Raw genomic sequence first — 18,695 nt, forward strand, 5'->3', positions numbered from 1 at the left:
CGATGAGGTGGGGTAGCGATGAACGCGCCGTATGACGGTGAGAGGCGGATGCCTCCGCCTTCCCCCCACGCGCCTCAGGAACCCTACGGACAGGAACCGCACCAGAACGATCCGTACCTGGGCGACCCCCAGGCCCCCGCGAGCGACCCGCGCCAGGACCACGGGCAGTACTACGTGCAGGAGGACCCGTACGGGGGCGACCCGTACGCGACCGGCAGCTTCACGCCGTACCCGTATCCGACGCAGGACAGGTACGGCCATGACCCGTTGACGGATCCGCTGTACGACCGGTCCGGCCCCCACCAGGGCGGCCATCAGCAGCAGACGCCGTACCAGCAGCAGCCCGCCGCACCGCAGGGCGCCGACCAGCGGGCGTGGCCGGTGGCCCCCGGCTCCCAGGAGCCCGTGCAGCAGGGTCACGCGGCCGGGCCCGCCGCCGCGGGCTACGGCGACCAGGGCGGCTACGGGGCGGGGGAGCAGCCGCAGCAGGACGCCTTCGCGCACCTCTACCGTGACCAGCAGCAGCCCTACGACCCGCGGGGCGCCCAGGGGTACCCGCAGGGCACCGGCCAGGGCTATCCCCCCGTGCCCCCGCCGGTGCCCGGACCTGCGCGGCACGAGTCCGCGTCCCCGTCGGCGAGCGCCCCCACGATGGCCGCTCCGGTGGTGACCGCGCCCGAGACCGACGACGAGCAGGCCGGGGCCGCCCCGAAGCGCTCAGGGGGCCGTGCGTCCAGTCTGCTCCAGTCCAGCGCCCTCATGGCCGCCGGCACCCTGGTGTCCCGGCTCACCGGCTTCGTACGGCAGATGGCCATCGTCGCGGCCCTCGGCGCGGCCTCCCTGGGCCAGACCTACGCGGTCGCGTACCAGCTGCCCGCGATGATCTACTTCCTCACCGTCGGCGGCGGTCTGAACTCCGTCTTCGTCCCGCAGCTCGTGCGCGCGATGAAGGAGGACGACGACGGTGGTGTCGCCTACGCCAACCGTCTGCTCACCCTCGCGATGGTCGCCCTCGGCAGCCTGGTCGCCCTGTCCATGTTCGCGGCCCCGGCACTGATCCGGATGCTCTCGCCGTCCATCGCGGACGATCCGGCGGCCAACGAGGTCGCCGTCACCTTCGCCCGCTACTGCCTGCCCACCATCTTCTTCATGGGTGTGCACGTCGTCGTCGGCCAGATCCTCAACGCCCGCGGCAAGTTCGGCGCGATGATGTGGACCCCGGTCCTCAACAACATCGTCGTCATCGCCACCTTCGGCCTGTTCATCTGGGTGTTCGGCACCTCCAGCACCTCCCACATGGGCGTCGTCAACATCACGGACGAGGGCGTCCGGCTGCTCGGCATCGGCACCCTGCTCGGCCTCACCGTCCAGGCCCTGGCGATGTTCCCCTACCTCCGGGCCTCCGGCTTCCGCTTCCGTCCCCGCTTCGACTGGCGCGGCCACGGCCTCGGCAAGGCCGCCAAGCTCGCCAAGTGGACCGTGCTGTTCGTGCTCGCCAACCAGGCCGGCAACATCGTGGTGACCCAGCTCGGCACCGCGGCCGGGACCAACGCCGAGAACATGGACGCCCCCGGGGCCAGCTACGTCGGCTACACCAGCGCGCAGCTCATCTGGAACATGCCGCAGGCCATCATCACCGTCTCGGTGATGGCCGCTCTGCTGCCCCGGCTCTCCCGGTCGGCACACGACGGCGACCCCGGGGCGGTCCGCGACGACATCTCGCAGGGCCTGCGCACCTCCGCCGTCGCCATCGTCCCGCTCGCCTTCGGCTTCGTGGCGCTCGGCATCCCCCTGTGCACCCTGCTCTTCGGCACCTCGGGCATCGCGACGGCCCAGAACATGGGCTACATCCTGATGGCGTTCGGCCTCGGGCTCATCCCGTTCTCGGTGCAGTACGTCGTCCTGCGCGGCTTCTACGCCTACGAGGACACCCGCACCCCCTTCTACAACACGGTGATCGTCGCCGCCGTCAACGCGGCCGCCTCCGCGCTCTGCTACGTCCTTCTCCCGACCCGGTGGATCGTGGCCGGTATGGCCGCCTCCTACGGCCTGGCGTACGCCGCAGGCGTGGGCGTGGCCTGGAAGCGACTGCGCGACCGGCTGGGCGGCGACCTCGACGGCCGTCGTGTCGTGCGCACCTACACCCGCCTGGTGGGCGCCAGCGTCCCCGCCACACTGCTGGGCGGTGCGGCGGCTTATGCCATCACTCAGGCACTGGGATCCGGCATGTCCGGTTCCCTAGCCGCATTGGCGGGCGGAGGTCTCGTTCTTATCGCGGTCTTCTACATTGCTGCGAAACGGATGCGCATTGAAGAGCTGACGGCCATGGTCGGTATGGTGCGCGGACGACTCGGACGCTGATCATTGAGCACAACCATCGTCCGCCATCGTGTGTCGTGCATAGCGGCGGACTGTGGGCACAATTGTCTTGGCTCGGAGTAGGCGCAACGGATGGGGAGGCAGGAACGACGGTGGCGGAACGGAGCACGGCTGCCGTCGACGTGGCCGACAGCGACGGCGAGGAGTCGCTGACCGCCGAGGCGGGAAAGGCCACGGCCGACGGGGCGGGGACGCAACAGAAGGCCGGTAAGGAAACAGAGGCCGCGGGCAACCGGGACAAAGGTGCCGCGGCCGATGTCAATCCCCCCGAACTGCACAGCGGCCACAAGTTGGCCAGACGCTACCGTTTGGAGGAATGCGTCACCCGACTGGACGGATTCAGCAGTTGGCGTGCGGTGGACGAGAAACTGCGCCGGGCCGTCGGCGTCCACGTCCTGCCGGCCGACCATCCACGGGCCCGTCCGGTGCTGGCCGCCGCCCGCTCGGCGGCGCTGCTGGGCGACCCCCGCTTCGTCCAGGTACTCGACGCCGTCGAGGAGAACGACCTCGTCTACGTCGTCCATGAATGGCTTCCCGACGCCACCGAGCTGACCACCGTGCTCGCCTCGGGGCCGCTCGAGCCGCATGACGCCTATCAGCTGGTCAGCCAGGTCTCCCAGGCCATGGCCGCGGCCCATCGCGAGGGCCTGGCCCATCTGCGGCTGAACCCGGGTTCCGTGCTCCGCACGGAATCGGGCCAGTACCGCATCCGCGGCCTCGCCGTCCTGGCCGCGCTGCGCGGCATCAGCTCCGACCACCCGCAGCGCACCGACACCGAGTCGATCGGCGCGCTGCTGTACGCCGCGCTCACCCAGCGCTGGCCGTACGACAAGGACGCCCACGGCCTCTCCGGGCTGCCCAAGGGCGTCGGCCTGATCGCCCCCGACCAGGTCCGCGCGGGAGTCCACCGAGGGCTGTCCGAGCTGGCGATGCGCGCGCTGGTCAACGACGGCGCCACCGCCTCCCGCCAGGACCAGCCCTGCACCACCCCGGAGGAGCTGTCCAAGGCCGTCGCGGCCATGCCGCGCATCCGGCCGCCCGAGCCCGCCTTCACGCCCTCCCCGGCGTACCAGCGCACCAACTACCAGCAGGGCTACGGCCAGCCGCCCGCCCACGGTGGCCCGTCACGCCCGTCCGCGGCCCCCATGCCCCCGCCGCCCCCCTTGCAGGGCCGCACCGGCAAGGCCCTCAAATGGACCGTCTCCGCCCTGCTGATCGCCGCCCTGGGCCTCGGCAGCTGGCAACTCGCGGACACCCTTCTGAACGAGAAGAACAAGCCGGACCCCGGTAAGTCCACCAGCCAGAAGGACGACGACAAGCCCGGTCAGGTTGCCAGCAAGCCGCTCCCGATCAAGGACGCCGCCGAGTTCGCCCCGGACGGCAGAGACCAGAACGCCGACCAGGCCGATCTCACCCACGATGGTGACGCCTCCACTCTCTGGCGCACCTCCAGCTACGACGACGGTCCGCCGCTCGCCCCCAGCGTCAAGAAGGGCGTCGGGATCATCTATGACCTCGGTTCGGAGCAGAGCCTGAAGGGCGCCTCCATCGGGCTGCACTACGGCGGCTCCTACACCAAGATCTCGCTGTACGCCACGGACTCCCTGAGCCCATCGGTGTCAGCGGCCGATCCCGTCAGCTCCTTCAAGAAGCTCGCCTCGTCGGGCCATGTCACGAGCAAGACCGCCAACCTGAAGGTCAAGAGCACGGCGAAGGCCCGTTACGTCCTCGTCTGGCTCACCGCTCTGCCGTACTCTCCCCCGGAGCAGTACTACACGCACCCCTACAAGCAGGCCATCACTGAAGTGAAGTTCACCGGCTGACCCCAGGGCAGCCGACCGACCGGGGAGGGGGCTCAACGTTGGACGACGCCACCATCGGCGGAGCAAGCGACGGCGAGCTCCTCGCCCAGCATGTGGCCGGCGATCCGCATGCCTTCGGTGAGATCGTGCGACGCCACCGCGACAGACTCTGGGCGGTGGCGCTGCGTACCCTCGGCGACCGGGAGGAGGCCGCCGACGCGGTCCAGGACGCGCTCGTCTCCGCCTACCGCGCCGCGCACACCTTCCGGGGCCAGTCGGCCGTGACGACATGGCTCCACCGCATCACGGTCAACGCGTGTCTGGACCGGGCACGCAAGGCCGCCTCCCGTCGGACCTCCCCCGTCGACGACACCGAGCGGCTCGAGCAACTCCTGGAGCCCCATGAGTCGGCGGCCGCGCCCGCCGAGCGCGGCGATCTCCATCGTGAGCTGCTGGGGGCGCTGCGCACCCTCCCGCCCGAACAACGTGCGGCCCTGGTGCTGGTCGATATGCAGGGCTATCCCGTGGCGGAGGCCGCCGAGGTCCTGGACGTCCCCACCGGCACCGTGAAGAGCCGCTGTGCGCGGGGACGCGCCCGGCTGCTGCCCTTGCTCTCCCATCTCCATCCGAACGGACGGGGTAGCGTCCCCTCCGGCGGGGGAAGGAACCGGTCGCAGGGGACATCCGTCCCACCAGCGGCAGGACCGACTGACACAGATGCCGTGAAGGGCGGAGGTGGGCGAGCGTGACATCCTCGACGGACACGGACGAGCACCCTGAAGTCGCGGAGATCTCCGCACTCACCGAGGGTCTGCTTTCTCCGTCCCGCACCGTCGATGTGCGCACGCACCTCGCCATCTGCGGGCTGTGCGCCGATGTACAGACGTCTCTGGACGAGATCCGCTCGACACTGGGCACCCTCCCGGGGCCGGTGCGGATGCCCGATGACATCGCGGGCCGGATCGACGCCGCACTCGCCGCCGAAGCCCTCCTCGACGCGACAGCACCCGGCGACCGCCCCTCGGTTTCACGTGAAACCAAGGGCGTCGACTCCGCGGGGCATGTTTCACGTGAAACCGAGCCCTCGGCTGCCCCCTCGACCCCTGCGGCGCAGGGGAAGCCCTCCCCGGCCGTGGACCGGCCCGCAGGGCGACCGCGCGCCGCCACCGGACCGGGGCGCAAGACCACCCCCCGCGTCGCCGCAGGCGCCCGTGGGAGCCGCTCCCGGCGCTGGCCCAAGGTGCTGCTCGGCAGTGCGTGCGCCGCCGCCGTCATCGGCCTCGGCACGCTCTTCTTCCCGAGCGGCTCCGATCACGACAAGGACGGCCCCGGCGCCACGGCCCACGCGGACCCCAGCTCCACCGCGAAGTCCAGCCTCTCCACGGGGACCCTCAAGGGCCGGGTGCGGGAGATGCTCGCCGACCAGAAGAGCACCCCGTCGCGCGGTGTCACCACTCAGAACACTCCGGATATGCCGCTGCGCGCGGAAGACCCGGTGGTTCCGTCCTGTGTCCAGCGCGGGACCGGCCGTTCGGAGCCGGTTCTCGCCGCGCAGCAGGACACCTACGACGGCAAGACGGCCTACATCGTCGTGCTGCCGCACCGCTCCGACAGTTCGCTCGTGGACGCCTTCGTGATCGACGCCTCCTGCGTCTCCGTCTCTCACGCCGACCCCGGGAAGCTTCTGGTGACCCGTACGTATCCCCGAGGCTGAGGCACAGCCCACAACCACGGCCCGCCTGGCAGCGCGCGGGAATGCCGGACCCGTAGGATCCGTTGGGTGGGATGGCAGCGCTTCTCCGGAGAAGCCGGGGAGTGCGCCGTCGTCCAGTCAGCAGTCGGCAGTCGGCAGAGACAAGGAAGACATCCGTGAGCGACGTCCGCAACGTGATCATCATCGGTTCCGGGCCCGCGGGCTATACGGCCGCGCTCTACACCGCCCGTGCTTCCTTGAAGCCGCTGGTCTTCGAGGGATCCGTGACCGCCGGTGGTGCCCTGATGAACACCACCGACGTGGAGAACTTCCCCGGCTTCCGCGACGGGATCATGGGCCCTGACCTGATGGACAACATGCGGGGGCAGGCCGAGCGCTTCGGCGCCGAGCTGGTCCCGGACGATGTGACCGCGGTCGACCTCAGCGAGGACATCAAGACCGTCACCGATTCCGCCGGTACGGTGCACCGCGCGAAGACCATCATCGTCACCACCGGCTCCCAGCACCGCAAGCTGGGGCTGGCCCGTGAGGACGAGCTGTCGGGCCGTGGTGTCTCCTGGTGCGCCACCTGTGACGGGTTCTTCTTCAAGGACCAGGACATCGCCGTCATCGGCGGCGGTGACACCGCGATGGAGGAGGCGACCTTCCTGTCGCGGTTCGCCAAGTCGGTCACCGTGGTCCACCGCCGGGACACGCTGCGGGCCAGCAAGGCGATGCAGGAGCGTGCCTTCGCCGACCCGAAGATCTCGTTCATCTGGGACAGCGCGGTCGAGGAGATCCACGGCGACGGCAAGCTCTCCGGTCTGACGTTGCGCGACGTCAAGAAGGACGAGACCTCCGAGCTGCCGGTCACCGGTCTGTTCATCGCGATCGGCCATGACCCGCGGACCGAGCTGTTCAAGGGCCAGCTGCACCTGGACGACGAGGGCTACCTGAAGGTCGAGTCGCCCTCCACCCGCACGAACCTGCCGGGTGTCTTCGCCGCGGGCGATGTCGTGGACCACACCTACCGTCAGGCGATCACCGCCGCCGGTACCGGCTGTGCGGCCGCCCTGGACGCCGAGCGCTTCCTCGCAGCCCTGGGCGACGGCGAGGACGCCACCGTCTGAATCCGCTTCCGTCCCTGCACCAACGATTAAGGAGAAACGCCATGGCCGGTGCCACGGTCACCGTGACAGACGCCGACTTCGAGGAGACCGTCCTCAAGAACGACAAGCCGGTACTCGTCGACTTCTGGGCCGCCTGGTGCGGTCCGTGCCGACAGATCGCCCCCTCGCTGGAGGCCATCGCCGCCGAGCACGCCGACAAGATCGTCATCGCGAAGCTCAACATTGACGAGAACCCTGCGACGGCCGCCAAGTACGGCGTGATGTCCATTCCGACGCTCAACGTCTACCAGGGTGGCGAGGTCGCCAAGACCATCGTCGGTGCCAAGCCGAAGGCCGCGATCGAGCGCGATCTGGCCGACTTCATCGGCTGAGTCACGCGCCACACCGACGAAGGGGCTGCCCGGGAGGGCAGCCCCTTCGCGTTTCACGTGGAACTCATGGCGGGACTCGTGGTGAGCCCTCTAGAGCGGCCGGAGCGCCGGCTCCTTCTGGACCGCACCGAGCAGCCGGTCCAGCGCCAGCTCGACGTCCTCCTTCCAGGAGATCGTCGTCCTCAGCTCAAGCCTCAGCCGGGGATACCGCGGATGCGGCCGCACGGTCTTGAAGCCCACCGCGAGAAGGTGATCGGCGGGCAGCACACACGCCGGCTCCTTCCAGGTGGCGTCACCGAAGGCCTCGATCGCCTTGAAGCCCCGGCGGATCAGATCCTTCGCGACGGTCTGCACCATCACCCGGCCCAGCCCCTGCCCCTGGTACCCCGGCATGAGCCAGGCGGTCATCAGCTGTACGGCGTCCGCCGCGACCGGGCTCGTGGGAAAGGCCGTGGACCGCGGCACATAGGCGGGCGGCGCGTAGAGCACGAAGCCCACCGGCACCTCATCGACATAGACCACGCGGCCGCAGGATCCCCACTCCAGCAGAACGGCCGAGATCCAGGCTTCCTTCTCCAGCTCCGGACGTCCGGCCCTTACCGCAGCCTCGCCGCTGACTGGGTCGAGCTCCCAGAAGACACATGCGCGGCAGCGCTTGGGGATGTCCGGGAGGTTGTCCAGCGTGAGCGGTACAAGCCGACGCCCCATGAAGCCAGTCCCTCACTTCCGTGGCCAGCCGCGGTACGGGCGGCTGACAGCGCACTACGCTCCCTGATCAGACTACCGACGAAACCGCCGACAGCGCCCAGGCCCAAGCCTGTGGCCACCAGTCCGGTGCGGCTCACCGATCGCATGGCCCTGCCCTCCGCATGAGGTGCCTCCCATGGATCCGCCCTATCTGATCGCATCGTATCCGTGCGGAGATTGCACCGATACCGCCCTTGCGCAAAGAGCGGGTCGTGTTCCGATGTCATCGGAACACGACCCGCCCCTACGCGCTTCCCCACGGCCGAGCCGTGCGGTCAGCGCCTCACTCGTCGTCGTCCGCCGCGTTGTCCTCCGCGGACAGCGGCTGCTCCAGCACCGGCCCCTCGCCCGGGGCCAGGGTGCCGAGAATCCGCTCCAGATCGTCTATCGAGGCGAACTCGACGACGATCTTTCCCTTCTTCTGACCGAGGTCGACCTTCACCCGCGTCTCGAAGCGGTCCGACAGCCGGGAGGCCAGATCCGTGAGCGCGGGGGACACCCGGGTACCAGCGCGCGGCCCCTTCGTCTTGGGAGCACCGCCCGACCGCGACCCCATCAGAGTGACGATCTCCTCGACCGCCCGCACCGACAGCCCTTCGGCCACGATGCGATGCGCCAGCCGGTCCTGTTCCTCCGCGTCGTCCACGGAGAGCAGGGCCCGGGCATGGCCCGCGGAGAGCACCCCCGCGGCGACCCTGCGCTGGACGGAGGGGGAGAGCTTCAACAGCCGCAGCGTGTTGGAGACCTGCGGACGCGAACGCCCGATGCGGTCCGCCAGCTCGTCATGCGTGCAGTTGAAGTCCTTCAGCAACTGGTCGTATGCCGCGGCCTCTTCGAGCGGGTTGAGCTGTGCCCGGTGCAGGTTCTCCAGCAGCGCGTCGAGCAGAAGCTTCTCGTCGTCGGTGGCCCGGACGATCGCGGGAATCTTCTCCAGCCCCGCCTCACGGCAGGCCCGCCAGCGCCGTTCGCCCATGATGAGCTCATAGCGCTCCGGTGCCAACTGCCGTACCACGACCGGCTGGAGGAGACCGACCTCCTGGATCGAGGTGACCAGCTCGGCCAGGGCGTCCTCGTCGAACACCTCACGCGGCTGACGGGGGTTGGGCGTGATGAAGTCGATGGGCAGCTCGGCGAAGTGCGCCCCGGCCACCTCGTCCACCGTGGCCGTCGGGGCGGCCTCGGGTTCCTTCTCCGGTGTGGCGGGCGGCTCGGTTTCACGTGGAACGCTCTGCGTGGACAGACCGGCCACCTTGGCCGCGGCCACCCCGCGCTCCTGGGTGAGCACCGGGACCGCGGTCGGTGAGGTCGAGCCCCCTGAGGTCGTGGCCGTCCCCCCGCCCGTAGCGGGTCCGGCGTTGTCGGCCCCCTTCGGCGCGGGAGGGATCAAAGCACCGAGCCCACGGCCCAGTCCTCTCCTTCGGTCACTCACTGAATCCCCTCCTGCATGCTGTGCTGGTCGTGCTGGCTGATCTCGGGCATGGGCAAGGCATGAACGTGCTGTGCGTCGTACTGCACGTTCACCCCACGAAGCGCGATCTCCCGGGCCGCCTCGAGATAGGAGAGCGCTCCGCTCGATCCCGGGTCATAGGTGAGGACCGTCTGCCCATAGCTGGGGGCCTCGGAGATGCGCACCGATCTCGGGATGCTCGTCCGGAGCACCTCGCCGCCGAAGTGGCTGCGGACCTCGTCCGCCACCTGGGAGGCCAGCCGGGTCCGGCCGTCGTACATCGTGAGCAGGATCGTCGAGACATGGAGCTTGGGATTGAGATGCCCCCGCACCAGATCGACGTTGCGCAGGAGCTGCCCGAGCCCCTCCAGGGCGTAGTACTCGCACTGGATCGGGATCAGCACTTCCGCCCCGGCGACCAGCGCATTGACCGTCAGCAGCCCCAGCGAGGGCGGACAGTCGATGAGGATGTAGTCCAGTGGCTGCTCATAGGCCTGGATGGCCCGTTCCAGCCGACTCTCCCGCGCCACCAGGGAGACCAGCTCGATCTCGGCACCGGCGAGGTCGATCGTGGCCGGGGCACAGAACAGCCCCTCCACATCCGGCACGGGCTGCACCACATCGGACAGCGGCTTGCTGTCGACCAGAACGTCGTAGATCGAGGGGACTTCGGCGTGGTGGTCGATCCCCAGCGCCGTCGAGGCATTGCCCTGCGGGTCGAGGTCGATCACAAGGACTCGTCCGCCGTGCAGGGCGAGGGACGCCGCCAGATTGACCGTGGTCGTGGTCTTCCCGACCCCGCCCTTCTGGTTGGCGACCACCATCACCCGGGTCTGCTCCGGCCTGGGCAGTCCCTCACCAGCCCGGCCAAGAGCTTCCACCGCCAGTTGAGCGGCACGGCCAATAGGGGTGTCGTCCATCGGGGGTGGAGTTTCACGTGAAACGTCCTCCCCCGCCGATTCGGTGCGGGGGCCGGGGACCGGATCGGTCATCGGCCCCGCGATGTTGGCGTCGGACCGCAAGGATTCACTCTCCTCGACATCAGGCTCTCGATGCACAGAGCCTGCCATGCTTTGGGGGTTGTGAACCAGCGAGGCCCGTTCTCCTGTGGATGAATCCACGTCATTACGGGGGCGGCGGTCGCGGGGCAGAGCCGCCGCACGACCGCGACTGATGATTCCATGCAGCAGGGAGCGACGTTTCACGTGAAACACGATGCACGGACGGGCCCGCCGATTCGTCGCGACACTCCGGTATGCGTACTTTAGCCAGCTTGTATGGAGCACCCCTACGGGCCGCTCGGCCTACGTCAGAGGTGTAGCGGCCTCGGCGGCGCCAGGGGTCCTCAGGGACGACGTCGTGACGCCTTGCGCGCCGCCTTGGCGCGCTTCGCGGCAAAACGCACACCGCCGGGGCTCTCCCCGACCTCGACCCGCACCACGGTGGACAGCGGATCCACGATGCCCTCACCGACGTGCAGCACCGAGGTGTCCACCACACCGAGCTTGCCCAGCGCCGCCCGGGCGTGCTTCAGCTCCTCCTCGGCCGTGTCGCCCTTCAGCAGCAGCATCTCTCCGTACGGCCGCAGCAGCGGAACCCCCCAGCCGGCCAGCCGGTCCAGCGGGGCCACTGCCCGGGCCGTGACCACATGCATCGGGGGAAGCTTCCCCAGAACCTCCTCGGCCCGGCCGCGCACGACCGTGACGTGCTCCAGGCCCAGCAGCTCCACCACTTCCCGCAGGAAGTTCGTACGCCGCAGCAGCGGCTCCAGCAGGGTGATCCGCAGATCCGGGCGGGTCAGGGCGAGCGGAATGCCGGGGAGCCCGGCGCCCGAGCCCACATCGCAGACGGTGACGCCCTCGGGTACCACTTCGGACAGCACGGCGCAGTTCAGCAGGTGCCGCTCCCACAGGCGCGGCACCTCGCGCGGGCCGATCAGCCCGCGGGTCACGCCCACATCGGCCAGCAACTCGCCATACCGAACGGCCTCCGGGAAGCACTCACCGAATACATCCCGAGCCTCTTCGGGCGCCGGGGGGAGCTCCGCTGCTTCCGTCACGGGAACCGTCCTTCCGTACCGAGCACTGTGTCGAACGCTGATGCTGATGTAAGGCTGACAAGATTCGGCCCCGTCTGCTCACAGACGGGGCCGGGTAGACCATGGGACCGGGCCTGGTCAGGCCGGGAGTACCACTACACAGCGCTGGGGCTCCTCGCCCTCGGACTCGCTGTGCAGTCCGGCGGCGGCCACCGCGTCGTGCACCACCTTGCGCTCGAAGGGCGTCATCGCCTTGAGCTTCACCGGCTCGCCGGTGCCCTTCGCCTCTTCCGCTGCCTTGGTGCCCAGCTCTGTCAGCTCGGCACGCTTACGGGCCCGGTATCCGGCGATGTCGAGCATCAGCCGGCTCCGGTCGCCGGTCTCCCGGTGCACCGCGAGCCGGGTCAGCTCCTGAAGGGCCTCCAGCACCTCGCCGTCGCGGCCGACCAGCTTCTGGAGGTCACGGCTGGTCGAGTCGCTGATGATCGACACCGCTGCGCGGTCGGCCTCGACGTCCATGTCGATGTCACCGTCGAGGTCCGCGATGTCCAGCAGACCTTCGAGGTAGTCGGCCGCGATCTCCCCTTCCTGCTCGAGGCGGGTCAGGGTGTCGACACCCTCGGCGGCGGGGGTGGTGCCTTCCGTCACGGATGGACTCCTTCGTTACTTCTTGGACGGGTGCTTGGGGCGCTGCTGGCCCTTGCGCTGCCCGGACTTCGTGTTCCGGGAGCCGGAGGCCGAGCCGCCGGCCGGTTTGCCGCCCTGCGCGCCCTTCTTCTCCGCCGCGCTCTGCTGCGTCGGCTCCTGGTCGGACTTGCTCACCTTGGCCGTGGAGCCGGACTGCGCCGATGCCTTGCTGTGGCCGTGGCCGCCCGCGGTGGTGCGCTGCGACTTGGTCTGCCGCTTGGGCTGCTGGCGGTTGGCGCGGGCGGTCTCTGCGGCCTCCTTGGCGGCGACCTCGGCCGGCTCCTCCTTCAGCTTGCCCTTGGCCCGCAGCCGCTCCTGGCGCGCCTGGAAGGCGACGCTGCCCGGGGTCGGGTTACGGCGGATGACGAACATCTGCTGGCCGAGGGTCCAGACGTTGGTGGTCAGCCAGTAGACGAGGACACCGACGGGGAAGTTGATGCCGAAGACGGCGAACATGACCGGGAAGACGTACATCAGCATCTTCTGCTGCTGCATGAACGGCGTCTTCACCGTGAGGTCGACGTTCTTGGTCATCAGCTGGCGCTGGGTGAAGAACTGCGACGCCGACATCAGCACGATCATGGTGATCGTCACGATGCGGACGTCCGTCAGCGACGCTCCGAGGGACTCGACCTTCGAGGCGGAGTCCAGGAACTTCACGGACAGGGGGGCGCCGAAGATGTGCGCGTTCCGGGCGCTGTCCAGCAGCGACTGGTCGATGACACCGACCGTCCGGTTGTTCGCGATGTGGTTGAGGACCTGGTACAGCGAAATGAAGAACGGCGACTGCGCGAGGATGGGCAAGCAGCTGGAGAGCGGGTTGGTGCCCGTCTCCTTGTACAGCTTCATCATCTCTTCGGACTGACGCTGCTTGTCGCTCTTGTAGCGCTCCTGGATCGCCTTCATCTTCGGCTGGAGCGCCTGCATGTTCCGCGTCGACTTGATCTGCTTCACGAAGAGCGGGATCAGGCAGATGCGGATCAGCACCACCAGCGAAACGATGGACAGACCCCACGCCCAGCCACTGTTCCGGTCAAAAATGAGGCTGTAGAACGAGTGGAACTGGACGATGATCCAGGAAACTACGTCATAAAGAGGACCGAGGATCGTGTCCACGAATCAGGCTCCTTGGGCGTTGGGCTGGGTCTCGGGCTGTGCGGCAGGTTCCACAGCGGAGTGCCCGCCGAAGCGGTTCCGCAGCCGCTGGTGCCACACCGGATGCTTCCGGGGCGGCACATGGTCGACGCCACCGAGCGACCATGGGTTGCAGCGCAGGATGCGCCACGCCGTCAGCGCCGTTCCTTTTACCGCGCCGTGCCGGTCAATGGCCGTGTAGCCATAGTGCGAGCACGACGGGTAGTACTTGCAGACCGGTCCCAACATGGGGCTGATGGTCCACTGGTACAGCTTGATCAACCACAGCAGCGGGTACTTCATCGCGGCACCCCTCCCAGTAGCCGCTGCACTGCGGTGTCGAGGTCGCGGGCCAGCTGGTCGTGACCCGCCTCACCCGCACCGGGCAGCGCCCGTACGACCACAAGGCTACCTGCGGGAAAATGATCGAGACGGTCCCGCATGAGATGGCGCAGTCGGCGCTTCACCAGATTGCGGACGACGGCACCGCCGACCGCCTTGCTGACGACGAAACCCGCACGCGCCGGGGGAGCACTCTCCCCAGGTGCGTGCGGGTCCGTGTCTTTGCTGGTGAGGCCGCTGCGGTAGTGCACGACAAGAAGCGGGCGACCGGCCCTGCGTCCTCGGCGTACCGCGGCCGCGAAGTCCTCGCGCCGCCTCAGCCGATGCTCGGTAGGCAGCACGTCATGGACCTTGGGTCAGGCTGCTCAGGCCGACAGGCTGGCGCGACCCTTGCTACGGCGGGACGCGAGGATCGCGCGGCCGGCACGGGTACGCATACGCAGCCGGAACCCGTGGGTCTTCGCGCGGCGACGGTTGTTCGGCTGGAAGGTGCGCTTGCTCACTCGGGGGCTCCAGAAATGAATCGGGTAGTGGCGGTACATCGCCTGGCTGTCACCGTGCGCCCACGAGTAGCTCGCAATACGCCCGAGTGCACCGCTTCACGATCACGGATCATGAAGTCCGTGACCCTTGCCCATCGGAGGCAGGCGGCAGCAGCCATCGACAACTCGACCTGGTTACGGTACGCGCGGTTACGCCATCCGGTCAAACCGACAGACGGCCCGTACGGCGCCCCGCCCGGCCCGCCCGCGGGGGCAAGGGAACGACCGGCGACATCACATGGCACATTTGTACACACCCTGTGGACAACGACTTGAACCCTGAACCCCGGCCTGACTACCGTGGCCGGGCTCCGATTCCTTCCCGCCCGTCCCGAGAACCACCTTTCGTGGGACATGTCGGCGTCCCCCACCCAGCGAGTGAGAGAGCGTGCCCTGTGGCTGACGTACCTGCCGATCTTGCCGCAGTGTGGCCACGCGTGCTGGAAAGGCTTCTGGGAGAAGGCACGGGTCAGGGAGGACAGGGCGTCGAGGCCAAGGACGAGCACTGGATCAAACGGTGCCAGCCCCTCGCACTCGTCGCCGACACCGCCCTGCTCGCCGTCCCCAATGAATTCGCCAAGGGCGTGCTGGAGGGCCGGCTGGCCCCGATCGTCAGCGAAACGTTGAGCCGGGAGTGCGGCCGCCCGATCCGCATCGCGATCACCGTCGACGAGTCGGCCGGAGAGCCGATCGTCCCGCAGCAGATGCAGCGCGACACCCGGGACGGCTACGAGAGCGGCCGCCGCGAGGGATACGAGAGCCGCGACGGCCGGGACGGCGGTTACGAGGGGTACGAGAGCCGCGACGGCTACGGCCGCCAGGCGCCCGACGAGCTGCCGACCGCCCGCCCCGCGTACCCCGGCTATCAGCAGCCGCGTCACGAGCCCGCCGCCTGGCAGCGGCCGCATGACGACTACGGCTGGCAGCAGCCCCGGCTCGGCGGTTTCCCCGAGGCCGATCCGTACGCGTCCCAGCGCTCCTCGTCCGGCTACGACCAGCAGCCGTACGACCCGCAGTCGCGCGGCGACTACCGGGGCCCCGGTCCTGAGCGCCCCGGACCCGGCGCTCCCGGGGGAGGCCCGGGGACAAGCGGTCCCGGCGGGCCGAGCGGTCCGGGAAACCGCGGCGGCCCTGGCGGACCAGGAGGACCCGGCGGCCCGCCCGAGCGCCCGCCGTACGAGCAGCAGCGCCACGATCTCCCCGACCCGCTCGAGCGCGCCCGCGGCGGACCGCCCGTGCTGCCGTCGCAGACCGGCGCGCCCGGCCCGCTCGCCGCGCAGCCCGCGCCCGCGTCCGGCCCCGGTGAGCCGACCGCCCGGCTGAATCCCAAGTACCTCTTCGACACCTTTGTCATCGGCGCCTCCAACCGCTTCGCGCACGCCGCGGCGGTCGCGGTCGCCGAGGCGCCGGCCAAGGCGTACAACCCGCTCTTCATCTACGGGGAGTCGGGGCTCGGCAAGACCCATCTGCTGCACGCGATCGGGCACTACGCCCGCAGCCTCTATCCCGGTACCCGGGTGCGCTATGTGAGCTCCGAGGAGTTCACCAACGAGTTCATCAACTCCATCCGCGACGGCAAGGCGGACGCGTTCCGCAAGCGCTACCGCGACATGGACATCCTGCTGGTCGACGACATCCAGTTCCTGGCGAGCAAGGAGTCGACGCAGGAGGAGTTCTTCCACACCTTCAATACGCTCCACAACGCCAACAAGCAGATCGTGCTCTCCTCCGACCGGCCGCCCAAGCAGCTGGTCACCCTGGAGGACCGGCTCCGCAACCGCTTCGAGTGGGGCCTGATCACCGATGTGCAGCCGCCGGAGCTGGAGACGCGCATCGCGATCCTCCGCAAGAAGGCGGTCCAGGAGCAGCTGAACGCGCCGCCGGAGGTGCTGGAGTTCATCGCCTCCCGGATCTCCCGCAACATCCGCGAGCTGGAGGGCGCGCTGATCCGGGTCACGGCCTTCGCGAGCCTGAACCGGCAGCCGGTGGACCTCGGCCTCACCGAGATCGTCCTCAAGGATCTGATCCCCGGCGGCGAGGACGCGGCCCCGGAGATCACCGCCACCGCGATCATGGCCGCGACCGCCGACTACTTCGGGCACACGGTGGACGACCTGTGCGGCGCTTCCCGCAGCCGGGTGCTGGTCACGGCGCGGCAGATCGCGATGTATCTGTGCCGTGAGCTGACCGATCTCTCCCTGCCCAAGATCGGCGCGCAGTTCGGCGGCCGGGACCATACGACGGTGATGCACGCGGACCGCAAGATCCGGGCGCTGATGGCCGAGCGGCGCTCGATCTACAACCAGGTCACCGAGCTGACCAACCGCATCAAGAACGGCTGAGCGGGCCGCACAGGCGCCGCCGACACGCGCAAGGGCGCTCCGGGACGGACAACTCCCGGGGCGCCCTTCGTCGTTCGCCCTCCCCAGCTGTTCGATTCCATGCGCCGACAGGCCAGTTCTCCACAGATCCACAGCGGATGCGCCGTCCACACCTTGGGGACTTCTCCGTTGTCCAGAATCCGTCCACAAGCTCGGGGTGCAAGATGGGATCGGTCGAGGTCAGCCGGGTGTGGAATTGTGGCCAACCGTCATCCACAGACTGTGGACGAACGAACTGCCCACAGGCCGTGCTTCGAGTTGTCCACCGGCCGCCCACAGCCAAAGGCCCGTTGCCCACAGCTTCTCCACACGCCTGTCCACTGTTCGGCAACGAAACGGCCCCTCTCACCGGTCCGAGTGAAAGGCATCACACCAAGGAGCCGGGTTGGGCTGTGGGGAAGGTGGGTAAACCTGGGGACGCCGCTGGGGAGAACCGGCTCACTCCTGTGCATCGCGTGTGCAGAACTTTCCGGCATCCACAGAACGGCCGGGTTGTCCACGGGCGCCACCCACAGGACCGGTGGACAAAAAAGCGGCTCTGACCTGCGCAAAGTCAGTTTTCCACGGTTTCCACAGGCCCTACTACTACGACCACAGAGTTAGAGCAGGGAAATCGCTTCGAAGTGGGGCCTGTGCACAACTTCGGGTCCGGCCGCCCGACACGTCTCGCACCGACTTGACCCCGAGCCGCGCCGACTGTCAGCGGCGTGCGTCAGACTGGTCTCCGGCACATCAGCCGACGACGAAGGCCAGCAGGGCGAGCCAGCAACAGCAGGAGGCGGTTTCCGGTGAAGATCCGGGTGGAGCGCGATGTACTCGCGGAGGCAGTGGCCTGGACGGCCCGCAGCCTCCCGGCCCGTCCGCCGGTGCCCGTCCTCGCGGGCATCCTGCTGAAGGCGGAGGAAGGCGCTCTCAGCCTCTCCGGCTTCGACTACGAGGTCTCGGCCCGGGTGTCCGTCGAGGCCGACGTGGAGGACGACGGCACGGTCCTGGTCTCCGGCCGCCTCCTCGCCGACATCTGCCGCGCTCTCCCCAATCGCCCTGTGGAGATCTCCAGCGACGGCGTGCGCGTGACCGTCGTCTGCGGCTCGTCGCGCTTCACCCTCCACACACTGCCGGTGGAGGAGTACCCGGCGCTGCCGCAGATGCCGACCGCGACCGGCACCGTCCCCGGTGAGGTCTTCGCCGCCGCAGCCGCCCAGGTCGCCATCGCCGCCGGCCGTGACGACACCCTGCCGGTGCTCACCGGTGTGCGGATCGAGATCGAGGGCGACACCGTCACGCTGGCCTCCACCGACCGCTACCGCTTCGCGGTCCGCGAGTTCCTGTGGAAGCCGGAGACGCCGGACATCTCCGCTGTCGCGCTGGTCCCCGCCAAGACGCTGCTCGACACTGCCAAGTCGCTGACCAGCGGCGACACGGTCGCCCTGGCACTTTCCGGCTCGGGTGCGGGCGAGGGGCTGATCGGCTTCGAGGGTGCCGGGCGCCGTACGACCACCCGGCTGCTCGAGGGCGACCTGCCGAAGTACCGCACGCTCTTCCCGACCGAGTTCAACTCCGTCGCGGTGATCGAGACCGCCCCCTTCGTGGAGGCCGTCAAGCGTGTGGCCCTGGTCGCCGAGCGGAACACGCCGGTGCGGCTCAGCTTCGAGCAGGGCGTGCTGATCCTGGAGGCCGGTTCCAGCGACGATGCACAGGCTGTGGAGCGCGTCGACGCCCAGCTCGACGGCGACGACATCTCCATCGCCTTCAACCCGACGTTCCTGCTCGACGGGCTCAGCGCGATCGACTCGCCGGTCGCCCAGCTGTCGTTCACCACGTCGACCAAGCCCGCCCTGCTCAGTGGCAAGCCCGCCGTGGACGCCGAGGCGGACGAGGCGTACAAGTACCTGATCATGCCGGTGCGACTGAGCGGTTGAGTGCCCGAGGACCGAGCGAATGAGCGGGTGTAGCCCACAACTGTGCGGCTACCCGTCGGCGTAGGCTCGGTCCCGGGTACGAA

The 18,695-nt window shown here is 69.0% G+C and carries 17 protein-coding genes; 8 read left to right on the plus strand and 9 right to left on the minus strand.

Annotated elements, in window-relative coordinates:
* The first annotated feature begins 18 nt into the window (after positions 1-18).
* From murJ to trxA, 6 genes are all read left to right on the plus strand, one after another.
* Entirely contained in the window at positions 19-2,361 is a 2,343-nt protein-coding gene (gene murJ, locus ACH4TL_RS15510) for a murein biosynthesis integral membrane protein MurJ (RefSeq protein WP_398314280.1), read from the plus strand.
* 110 nt (positions 2,362-2,471) lie between these two features.
* The gene (locus tag ACH4TL_RS15515) at positions 2,472-4,202 is read left to right on the plus strand and encodes a protein kinase family protein (RefSeq protein WP_398314282.1); all 1,731 of its coding nucleotides are present in this window, start codon (positions 2,472-2,474) and stop codon (positions 4,200-4,202) included.
* 38 nt (positions 4,203-4,240) lie between these two features.
* Positions 4,241-4,930, plus strand: a complete 690-nt coding sequence (sigM, locus tag ACH4TL_RS15520) for an RNA polymerase sigma factor SigM (protein ID WP_398314284.1) — start codon at positions 4,241-4,243, stop codon at positions 4,928-4,930.
* Positions 4,927-5,895, plus strand: coding sequence for a hypothetical protein (locus ACH4TL_RS15525; RefSeq protein ID WP_398314286.1), 969 nt, complete (start codon positions 4,927-4,929; stop codon positions 5,893-5,895). Before sigM ends, ACH4TL_RS15525 begins: the two co-directional genes overlap by 4 nt.
* 155 nt (positions 5,896-6,050) lie before the next feature.
* On the plus strand, positions 6,051-7,004 hold the full coding sequence (gene trxB / locus ACH4TL_RS15530) for a thioredoxin-disulfide reductase (protein WP_398314288.1): 954 nt from the start codon (positions 6,051-6,053) through the stop codon (positions 7,002-7,004).
* 41 nt (positions 7,005-7,045) lie between these two features.
* A complete protein-coding gene (gene trxA, locus ACH4TL_RS15535) occupies positions 7,046-7,375 on the plus strand; it encodes a thioredoxin (protein ID WP_398314290.1) in 330 nt (109 codons plus the stop codon).
* 90 nt (positions 7,376-7,465) lie between these two features.
* On the opposite strand, the gene ACH4TL_RS15540 is transcribed toward trxA, so the two are convergent.
* The 9 genes from ACH4TL_RS15540 to rpmH form a co-directional block, all read right to left on the minus strand.
* Entirely contained in the window at positions 7,466-8,083 is a 618-nt protein-coding gene (locus tag ACH4TL_RS15540; RefSeq protein ID WP_009716491.1) for a GNAT family N-acetyltransferase, read from the minus strand.
* A gap of 322 nt (positions 8,084-8,405) precedes the next feature.
* A complete protein-coding gene (locus ACH4TL_RS15545) occupies positions 8,406-9,551 on the minus strand; it encodes a ParB/RepB/Spo0J family partition protein (protein ID WP_398314292.1) in 1,146 nt (381 codons plus the stop codon).
* Positions 9,548-10,639, minus strand: a complete 1,092-nt coding sequence (locus tag ACH4TL_RS15550) for a ParA family protein (RefSeq protein WP_123102379.1) — start codon at positions 10,637-10,639, stop codon at positions 9,548-9,550. Before ACH4TL_RS15550 ends, ACH4TL_RS15545 begins: the two co-directional genes overlap by 4 nt.
* A 275-nt stretch (positions 10,640-10,914) precedes the next feature.
* On the minus strand, positions 10,915-11,628 hold the full coding sequence (rsmG, locus tag ACH4TL_RS15555; RefSeq protein ID WP_398314294.1) for a 16S rRNA (guanine(527)-N(7))-methyltransferase RsmG: 714 nt from the start codon (positions 11,626-11,628) through the stop codon (positions 10,915-10,917).
* A 117-nt stretch (positions 11,629-11,745) separates the two neighbouring features.
* Positions 11,746-12,255, minus strand: a complete 510-nt coding sequence (locus tag ACH4TL_RS15560) for a R3H domain-containing nucleic acid-binding protein (RefSeq protein ID WP_055545943.1) — start codon at positions 12,253-12,255, stop codon at positions 11,746-11,748.
* A gap of 15 nt (positions 12,256-12,270) precedes the next feature.
* A complete protein-coding gene (gene yidC / locus ACH4TL_RS15565) occupies positions 12,271-13,410 on the minus strand; it encodes a membrane protein insertase YidC (protein WP_398314297.1) in 1,140 nt (379 codons plus the stop codon).
* 3 nt (positions 13,411-13,413) lie between these two features.
* Complete coding sequence (gene yidD, locus ACH4TL_RS15570; RefSeq protein WP_009716485.1) at positions 13,414-13,731, minus strand: membrane protein insertion efficiency factor YidD; 318 nt, start codon at positions 13,729-13,731, stop codon at positions 13,414-13,416.
* Positions 13,728-14,111, minus strand: coding sequence for a ribonuclease P protein component (gene rnpA, locus ACH4TL_RS15575; RefSeq protein ID WP_398314299.1), 384 nt, complete (start codon positions 14,109-14,111; stop codon positions 13,728-13,730). The genes yidD and rnpA overlap by 4 nt, the downstream gene beginning before the upstream one ends.
* Before the next feature lie 24 nt (positions 14,112-14,135).
* Entirely contained in the window at positions 14,136-14,273 is a 138-nt protein-coding gene (gene rpmH / locus ACH4TL_RS15580) for a 50S ribosomal protein L34 (protein WP_006348049.1), read from the minus strand.
* A gap of 476 nt (positions 14,274-14,749) precedes the next feature.
* Here rpmH and dnaA point away from each other — a divergent pair, with 476 nt between their 5' ends.
* Together dnaA and dnaN are read left to right on the plus strand one after the other, a co-directional pair.
* A complete protein-coding gene (gene dnaA / locus ACH4TL_RS15585; protein ID WP_398314301.1) occupies positions 14,750-16,654 on the plus strand; it encodes a chromosomal replication initiator protein DnaA in 1,905 nt (634 codons plus the stop codon).
* An 827-nt stretch (positions 16,655-17,481) separates the two neighbouring features.
* Entirely contained in the window at positions 17,482-18,612 is a 1,131-nt protein-coding gene (gene dnaN / locus ACH4TL_RS15590; protein ID WP_009716480.1) for a DNA polymerase III subunit beta, read from the plus strand.
* Positions 18,613-18,695: the final 83 nt, after the last annotated feature.

Origin of the sequence: Streptomyces sp. NPDC021115, assembly GCF_044333065.1 — a bacterium.
Lineage (GTDB): Bacteria > Actinomycetota > Actinomycetes > Streptomycetales > Streptomycetaceae > Streptomyces.

Coding starts and splice junctions, on each gene's coding strand:
- murJ (WP_398314280.1), top strand. CDS start 19: ATGAACGCGCCGTATGACGGTGAGAGGCGGATGCCTCCGCCTTCCCCC.
- trxA (WP_398314290.1), top strand. CDS start 7,046: ATGGCCGGTGCCACGGTCACCGTGACAGACGCCGACTTCGAGGAGACC.
- ACH4TL_RS15540 (WP_009716491.1), bottom strand. CDS start 8,083: ATGGGGCGTCGGCTTGTACCGCTCACGCTGGACAACCTCCCGGACATC.
- ACH4TL_RS15550 (WP_123102379.1), bottom strand. CDS start 10,639: ATGGCAGGCTCTGTGCATCGAGAGCCTGATGTCGAGGAGAGTGAATCC.
- yidD (WP_009716485.1), bottom strand. CDS start 13,731: ATGAAGTACCCGCTGCTGTGGTTGATCAAGCTGTACCAGTGGACCATC.